The sequence below is a fragment of the Luteimonas flava genome (genome assembly GCF_036584485.1).
GTDB lineage: Bacteria > Pseudomonadota > Gammaproteobacteria > Xanthomonadales > Xanthomonadaceae > Luteimonas > Luteimonas flava.
The window spans coordinates 1,189,821-1,198,159 of the sequence record NZ_JAZHBM010000002.1 but is presented as its reverse complement, the minus strand read 5'-3'; the positions used below and the strand labels follow the sequence as shown (position 1 = coordinate 1,198,159).

The following is an 8,339-nucleotide window of genomic DNA, read 5'->3' as shown; positions in this document are numbered from 1 at the left end:
AAAACCGTCTTCGCCGGACGCGATCCGCCGCGATACAGCCGCGGCGGTCCCCTGCGCTTCTCGGTCGACGGGGCACGCAGCCCAAACTCGCTGCGCTCAGACATGGGCTGCTCTTCGACCCCGTCGCCCTGCGATGCTCGGCTCGCTTTACGGCTCGATTCAGGTCAACAGCAAATAGCAAAGCCAAAGCTAAAAACCAAAGCAAAAGCGGAGGCACCAGCAGAGCCAAGGAAGAGCAGTCCAAAACCCAGACACAGCGCATCCAGCTGGCTGCCAGTACGCCGCCGTGTGCCGCCACAACGACGCAACCTCCACCCAAGAAAAAGCCCCGCATGAGCGGGGCTTCTCCAGGAGCGCATACGCGATCAGTCCCGCAGTTCGATCACATCGAACTCCGCCACCGGATCCACCTCGGCGTCGTAATCCACATCGCTGCGCTCGAAACCGAACAGCTTCAGGAATTCGTGCTTGTACCCGGCGTAATCGGTCAGCGCGAACAGGTTCTCCGTCGTGATCTGCGGCCACAGCGCCTTGCACTGCGCCTGCACGTCGTCGCGCAGTTCCCAGTCGTCCAGACGCAGGCGCGCTTCGTCGTCGAGTTCGGCCGGCGCGCCGTCGGCGCGGTACATGCGCTCGCGGAACAGGCGGTCGAGCTGGTCGAGCGTGCCTTCGTGCAGACCCTTTTCCTTCATGACCTTGAAGGCGATGGCGATGTACAGCGGCAGCACCGGAATCGCGGCACTGGCCTGCGTGACGACCGACTTGAGCACCGCGACGTTCGCGCTGCCGCCGGTTTCGGCGAGCTGTGCATCGAGGCGACGCGCGGTCGCGTCGAGATCGGCCTTCGCCTTGCCCAGCGCACCGTGCCAGTAGATCGGCCAGGTGATCTCGGTGCCGATGTAGCTGAAGGCGACCGTCTTCGCGCCATCGGCCAGCACGCCGGCTTCGCGCAGTGCGTCGATCCACAGCTGCCAGTCCTGACCGCCCATCACGGTCACGGTGTCGGCGATTTCCTGCTCGGTTGCAGGCTCGATCGACGCCTCGATGATCTGGTCCTTGTTGGTGTCGATCGCGGTCGAGGTGTAGGCCTCGCCGATCGGCTTGAGCGCGGAGCGCTTCACTTCGCCGGTGTCGGGCAGCTTGCGCACCGGCGAGGCCAGCGAATAGACGACCAGATCGACCTGGCCGCCCATCTCGTTCTTGATCAGATCGATCGCCTGCGCGCGCGCGGCATCGGAGAAGGCATCGCCGTTGATCGAACGGCTGTAGAGGCCGGCCTCCTTGGCGTAACGATCGAACGCGGCCGAGTTGTACCAGCCGGCCGTGCCGGGCTTCTTGTCGGTGCCGGGCTTTTCGAAGAACACACCCAGCGTGTCGGCGCCGAAGCCGAACGCTGCGCTGATGCGCGCCGCCAGGCCGTAGCCGCTGGATGCGCCGATCACCAGCACCTTCTTCGGACCATCGTCGCGCACACCGCGCGCGCGCGTGGCCGCGATCTGGTCGCGCACGTTGTGGTCGCAGCCGATCGGGTGCGTGGTGGTGCAGATGAAGCCGCGGACCTTGGGATGGATGATCACTGTGTCGCCCGTGTGTCTGGAAACGTGGCGCCCAGTTTACGGGCTGGGGTCGCCGCGGTCCCGTACGGGGGTCGATGGTGAAGCGGAACGGTCGCGCGTGCGAATCCTGCATGCGTCTTCGCACGCGCGATTGACAGCACGCGGGCGCGCGGCTGAACTGTGCACCTGACTTCGCACCGGATGCACCCATGCCGTCTCGCTGGACCGATTCACCGCTGCGCTACGGCCTGGTCACGCGGGTGCTGCACTGGGGCATGGGCGCGCTGTTCGCGTGGCAGTTCACCGGCATGGGCGTGAAGCTGCTGCTCGGTCGCCATCCGCTCACCGCCTTCCTCGTCGGCAGCCACAAGCCGGTCGGCACGCTGCTGATGCTGGCGATCCTGCTGCGCGGCGCCTGGGGCCTGTCGCAATGGCGCAATCGTCCGCCGCATCCGGCGACAGGGGTCGGCCGTCTCGCGCTCGCAGGCCATGCCCTGCTCTATGCATTGATGTTCTACGTGCCGACCGTCGCGCTGCTGCGCGAATACGGCAGCGGCCGCGGCTTCGCACCGTGGGGCGTACCGCTGTTTCCCGCCACCGGCGAGAAACTGGAGTGGCTGATGGCGCCGGCGAATCTGTCGCACGGCGTCCTCGCCTGGACGCTGCTGGCGGTGGTCGCCGGCCATGTCGCAATGGTCGCGCTGCATCACTTCTTCTGGCGTGACACGACGCTGGCGCGGATGGCCGGCAAGCTCTGAGCCCGCAGGAATCTGCCCCAGCCCCCGCATCGCGGAGGCGGGGGCAATACTCAGGCCGCCACCGCCGCGTTGTGCACGCCGGCCACCGCACGCCCCGATGGATCGGCGGCATTCGCAAACGCAGCGTCCCAGGCGATCGCCGCAGGCGACGAACAGGCGATCGACTTGCCGCCCGGCACGGTGGCGGCCGCCGCCGGTGACGGGAACAGGCGTTCGAATACGCTGCGGTAGAAATACGCCTCTTTCGTCAGCGGTGGGTTGTGCGGGAAGCGGCTCGCCGCGGCCGCGAGTTCTCGATCGCTGACCTGCGCCTCGGCATGCGCCTTGAGCCCGTCGATCCAGCCGTAGCCGACGCCGTCGCTGAACTGTTCCTTCTGGCGCCACAGGATCTCGTCGGGCAGATGACCGTCGAACGCGGCGCGCAGCACGCCCTTCTCCATGCGCTGATACCCGTTGCTGCCGCGATGGATCATCTTGTGCGCGGCGTCGAAGCGCATTGCCACATCGAGGAACGCGCGGTCGAGGAACGGCACGCGCGGTTCCACGCCCCAGGCCATCATCGACTTGTTCGCGCGCAGGCAGTCGTAGGTGTGCAGCGCGTCGAGCTTGCGGACCAGTTCCTCGTGGAACTGCCGCGCGTCCGGCGCCTTGTGGAAGTACAGATAGCCGCCGAAGATCTCGTCGCTGCCCTCGCCCGACAGCACCATCTTCACGCCCATCGCCTTGATCCGGCGGGCGAGCAGGAACATCGGTGTGGACGCGCGGATCGTGGTCACGTCGAAGGTCTCGACGTGGCGGATCACGTCGGGAATCGCGTCGAGGCCTTCCTCGAACGTGTATTCGAAGCCGTGATGCACGGTGCCCAGCGACTCCGCAGCGATCGCCGCCGCGGCGAGATCGGGCGAGCCCTTGAGACCGATCGCGAACGAGTGCAGACGCGGCCACCAGGCTTCGCTGCGGTCGCCATCCTCGACGCGATGCCGTGCATAGCGTGCGGCCACGGCGGCGACCAGCGAGGAATCCAGACCACCCGACAGCAGCACGCCATAGGGCACGTCGGTCATCAGCTGACGATGCACGGCGGCCTCGAACGCTTCGCGCACATCGTCCAGCGAGACGTCCACACCATCGACTGCGTCGAAGTCGCGCCACGGTCGCTTGTAGTACTGCGTGAGCACGCCGGTCGCGCTGTCGTACCAGTGACCGGGCGGGAATTGCGCGACATCGGCGCAGGTATCGGCCAGCGCCTTCATTTCCGACGCCACGCGCAGGCGGCCTTCGCGGTCGTGACCCCAGTACAGCGGCACCACGCCGATCGGGTCGCGGGCGATGATCGCGCGGCCGCTGTCGCGGTCCCACAGTGCGAACGCGAAGATGCCGTTGAGCCGCTCGAGGAACGCGGACGGCCCGCTGCCGTCGGCCTCGTGCTCCCGGTACAGCGCGCTGACCACTTCGCAATCGGACGCGGTCTGGAACGCGTACGGCACGCGCAGTTCGGTCTTCAGCGTCTGGTGGTTGTAGATCTCGCCATTGACCGCGAGCACCAGCGCGCCGTCCTCGGACAGCAGCGGCTGCGAGCCACCCGCCGGATCGACGATGGCGAGACGCTCGTGCACGAGGATCGCGCGGTCGTCGACGTGCACGCCGCTCCAGTCGGGGCCGCGGTGACGCTGGCGCTGCGAACACTCGAGCGCCTGCCGGCGCAGCGCGGTGGCGTCGTCGCCGGGTTGCAGGCCGAAGATGCCGAAGATCGAACACATGGTGGAGCTCCTGGGATGTCGTGGATTGCGATGTCGGTGGAGCCGGATGCGGACACAAAAAAACCCGCATCGCGGCCGATGCGGGTTCGTGTTCCGGTGCCTGCGCGTCTTGCTTTACTGCTGCGCCAGCTCCCACACCCGCATCGGCCGCGCACGATTATTCGTGCGCAGAGCGTTGCGGTTGCGATTGTTGGCAGCGATGCGGGGCATGGGGTGCAACCTAAAGGCTCTGCGGAGGCGGTGCAACCGTTGCGTGCGCAACGGCTGCACCTGATCGTTCAACGCGGGCCGCATCGAAACGCGGCCATCGACTTCACTTGGCCGGCAGCGCGTCGATCGGCGGCTGCGCAGCGGCGGCCGCGTTCTTCTCCGCCAGCAGGCGGTCGGGATCGACCAGCGAGGGATTGTCGAGCACCTCCTGCAGACGCTCGCGATCGAGCTGGCCGGTCCAGCGCGCGATCACCAGCGTGCCGATGCCGTTGCCGGTGAGGTTGGTCAGCGCACGGCCCTCCGACATGAAACGGTCGATGCCGACGATCAGCGCGATACCCGCGAGCGGAATCACGCTCTCGAACGCCGCCAGCGACGCCGCCAGCGTCACCAGGCCCGCGCCGGACACGCCAGCCGCACCATTCGACGAGATCAGCATGAAGACCAGCAGCGCGATCTGCGTGCCCAGCGGCACTTCGATGCCGAAGGCCTGGGCGATGAAGATCGCGCCCATCGTCATGTAGATCGCGGTGCCGTCGAGGTTGAAGGAATACCCGGTGGGAATCGTCAGGCCGACGACCGACTTCGGCACGCCGGCCGCTTCGAGCTTGGCCAGCATGCGCGGCAGCACCGTCTCCGACGACGAGGTGCCGAGCACGATCAGCAGCTCGTCGCGGATCATGCGGATGTACTTGAGGATGCTGAAGCCCGACCACCAGCAGATCGGTCCGAGCACCAGGAACAGGAACAGCAGGCAGGTCATCCAGAAGCTGACCATGAAGTAGCCGAGCGAGCCGAGGATCGCGCTGCCGTACTCGCCGATGGTGAAGGCCATGCCGCCCATCGCGCCCAGCGGCGCGAACCACATGACGATCTTGATGACGCCGAACATCACCTGGGCGATGGTATCGAGCGCGGCGACCGCCGGCTTGCCGCGTTCGCCGAGCATCGTGATCGCGCAGGCGACGAGGATCGCCATCACCAGCACCTGGATCAGCTGGCCCTCGACGAACGCGCCCATGAACGAGCTGGGCACCAGATGCAGCAGGAAGCCGGTGATGCCCTCGCCCGCCGCGGCGCCCGCGCTCTGCAGCGTGCCGTCGGCAGCGGACGCGTCGAAGGTGGCGATGTCGAGGCCGAGCATGCGGCCCGGGCCCAGCAGATTGATGACGACCAGGCCGATGCCCAGCGCGAAAACGGTGGTGACGTTGAAGTAGATGACGGTCTTGAGCGCCAGGCCGCCGGCCTTGGCGAGGTTGCCGAGTCCGGCGATGCCCACCGCGACGGTCGCGAAGATGGTCGGCGCGATGACGACCTTGACCAGCTTGATGAAGAGATCGGCCAGCCATTTCATCTGCGCGCCGACCTGCGGCGCGGCGAGGCCGATGACGATGCCCGCGGCGATGCCCACCAGTACCCAGAAGTACAGGTGGTGCCAGAGTTGTTTGCGCTTCGGCGCGGGCCCGGGGGTCGGGGCTTTGACAGCGGTCTGGGTCGAGGTATCGGTCTGCATGCCGCAAGCCTGCCAGATGAACAACGATTGCAAACTCACACCATGGGACTAGATGGCGCAGTCAGTTTCCTGCGGGAACGGCGTCGAAGGGCGTTCTTCTGCGGGGATTTGCAGGGATTGCGGCTGTTTGAGCAGCAATCGAAAAATGCATCCGTTGCACCTGCATCGAGAGGTCGGCAGAGGTGGAAACCGCATCTGACGTGCGCGGCCCGGCTTCGATGCGAGCGCGAGGCGCGTGGTCGACACCGACGACACGCCCCAACGAAAACGGGCCGCTTGCGCGGCCCGTTTCCTTAAGACATGCAACGCTGGCGATTACTCGGCCGGCGTGCCTTCGCCTTCGGCGACGGCCTTCATCGACAGGCGGATGCGGCCCTGCTTGTCGACTTCCAGCACCTTGACCTTGACCACATCGCCTTCCTTGAGCACGTCGCCGACCTTCTCGACACGCTCGTTGGAGATCTGCGACACGTGGACCAGGCCGTCCTTGCCGGGGGAGATCGTCACGAATGCACCGAAGTCCATCAGCTTGACGACCTTGCCCTCGTAGATGCGGCCCGGCTCGACGTCCGACGTGATCTGCTCGATGCGTTCCTTCGCAGCGCGACCGGCAGCGGCGTCGACCGAGGCGATCGTGATCGTGCCGTCGTCCTGGATGTCGATCTGGGTGCCGGTTTCCTTGGTGATGCCCTGGATGACCGAACCGCCCTTGCCGATGACTTCGCGGATCTTGTCGGGGTGGATCTTGATCGTGATCAGGCGCGGCGCGAACTCACTGAGTTCGGTACGTGCCGTGGTCAGCGCGCTGCTCATCTCCTGGAGGATGTGCAGACGACCCTGCTTCGCCTGGGCCAGCGCGACCTTCATGATCTCTTCGGTGATGCCCTGGATCTTGATGTCCATCTGCAGCGCCGAGATGCCGTTCGTGGTGCCGGCGACCTTGAAGTCCATGTCGCCGAGGTGATCTTCGTCACCCAGGATGTCCGACAGCACGACGTAGTCGTCGCCTTCCTTGACCAGGCCCATCGCGATGCCGGCGACCGGTGCCTTGATCGGCACGCCCGCGTCCATCAGCGCCAGCGAGGAACCGCAGACCGACGCCATCGACGAGGAGCCGTTCGACTCGGTGATCTCCGAAACGACGCGGATGGTGTACGGGAACTCTTCCATCGTCGGCATCACGGCGAGCACGCCGCGCTTGGCCAGACGGCCGTGGCCGATCTCGCGACGCTTCGGACCCATCATGCGGCCGGCTTCGCCCACCGAGTACGGGGGGAAGTTGTAGTGGAACAGGAAGTGCTCTTTGTACTCGCCGGCGACGGCGTCGATGATCTGGCCATCGCGCGCGGTGCCGAGGGTCACAGCGACGATCGCCTGCGTCTCGCCACGGGTGAACAGCGAGGAGCCGTGCACGCGCGGGAGGATGCTGACCTTCGAGCTGATCGGGCGCACGGTGTCGAGCGCGCGACCGTCGATACGGACCTTGGTCTTGAGGACCGAGTCGCGCATCGTCTGGTATTCCTGCTCGCCGAATTCCTTCGACAGCTCGCTGTTCGACCAGGCGTTGGCTTCGGCGTGCGGCTGTACGGCTTCGAGGATCGCCTTCTTGACCTTGGAGATCGCGTCCTTGCGCTCGAGCTTGTCGCGCACCTGGAACGCGCTGGCGAGCTGCTCGCCGATCGCGGTACGCAGGGTCGAGATCAGGCCCTCGTTGGCGGCCGGCGCCGACCATTCCCACTTCGGCTTGCCGGCTTCGGCGACGAGCTCGTTGATCGTGGCGATGGCGACCTGCATCTGCTGGTGGCCGAACATCACGGCGCCGAGCATCACATCTTCCGAGAGTTCCTTCGCTTCCGACTCGACCATCAGCACGGCGTTCGCGGTACCGGCGACGACGAGCTCGAGGTCCGAATCCTTCAGCTCCGACACGGTCGGGTTCAGCAGGTACTGGCCGTCCTTGTAACCGACCTTGGCGGCGCCGATCGGGCCGTCGAACGGCGCGCCCGAAAGCGACAGTGCAGCCGAGGCGCCGATCAGGGCGAGGATGTCGCCGTCGATCTCGGGGTTCATCGACATCACGGTGGCGATGACCTGGACTTCGTTGCGGAAGCCATCGGGGAACAACGGACGGATCGGACGGTCGATCAGGCGCGACGTCAGCGTCTCCTTCTCGGTGGCGCGACCTTCACGCTTGAAGAAGCCGCCCGGGATGCGGCCGCCGGCGTAGAACTTCTCCTGGTAGTCGACGGTCAGCGGGAAGAAATCCTGCCCTTCGCGTGCGGTCTTGTTGGCGACCGCGGTGACCAGCACCTGGGTGCCCTCGCACGACACCATGACGGCGCCGCCGGCCTGGCGCGCGATCTCGCCGGTCTCGAGCATCACCGTGTGGTTGCCGAACTGGAAGCTCTTTGTCACTTTCGCCACGTTGAATTCCTTGATGTCTCTTGCGATGAACCGACCGGGACCCATGCCCCGTCCGGGCGGACGCTGCCCACGCCCTAAAAAGAACCGCGGCGCATTTCTGCGCCGCGGTGGGTACCAG

Annotated in this window: 5 protein-coding genes; 1 reads left to right on the top strand and 4 read right to left on the bottom strand. The window is 66.2% G+C overall.

Going from position 1 to position 8,339, the window contains the following annotated elements:
- Positions 1 to 365: 365 nt before the first annotated feature.
- Positions 366 to 1,577, bottom strand: coding sequence for an enoyl-ACP reductase FabV (fabV, locus tag V3391_RS12450; protein WP_332078706.1), 1,212 nt, complete (start codon positions 1,575 to 1,577; stop codon positions 366 to 368).
- Positions 1,578 to 1,765: 188 nt separating this feature from the next.
- Here fabV and V3391_RS12445 point away from each other — a divergent pair, with 188 nt between their 5' ends.
- Positions 1,766 to 2,314 carry a cytochrome b gene (locus V3391_RS12445; protein ID WP_332078705.1) on the top strand — a complete coding sequence of 183 codons (549 nt, stop codon included), beginning with the start codon at positions 1,766 to 1,768 and terminating at the stop codon, positions 2,312 to 2,314.
- Between the two features lie 50 nt (positions 2,315 to 2,364).
- On the opposite strand, the gene asnB is transcribed toward V3391_RS12445, so the two are convergent.
- The 3 genes from asnB to pnp form a co-directional block, all read right to left on the bottom strand.
- Complete coding sequence (gene asnB, locus V3391_RS12440; RefSeq protein WP_332078704.1) at positions 2,365 to 4,074, bottom strand: asparagine synthase B; 1,710 nt, start codon at positions 4,072 to 4,074, stop codon at positions 2,365 to 2,367.
- Positions 4,075 to 4,387: 313 nt separating this feature from the next.
- Positions 4,388 to 5,797, bottom strand: coding sequence for a C4-dicarboxylate transporter DctA (dctA, locus tag V3391_RS12435; protein ID WP_332078703.1), 1,410 nt, complete (start codon positions 5,795 to 5,797; stop codon positions 4,388 to 4,390).
- 315 nt (positions 5,798 to 6,112) lie between these two features.
- A complete protein-coding gene (pnp, locus tag V3391_RS12430; RefSeq protein WP_332078702.1) occupies positions 6,113 to 8,221 on the bottom strand; it encodes a polyribonucleotide nucleotidyltransferase in 2,109 nt (702 codons plus the stop codon).
- Positions 8,222 to 8,339 lie beyond the last annotated feature (118 nt).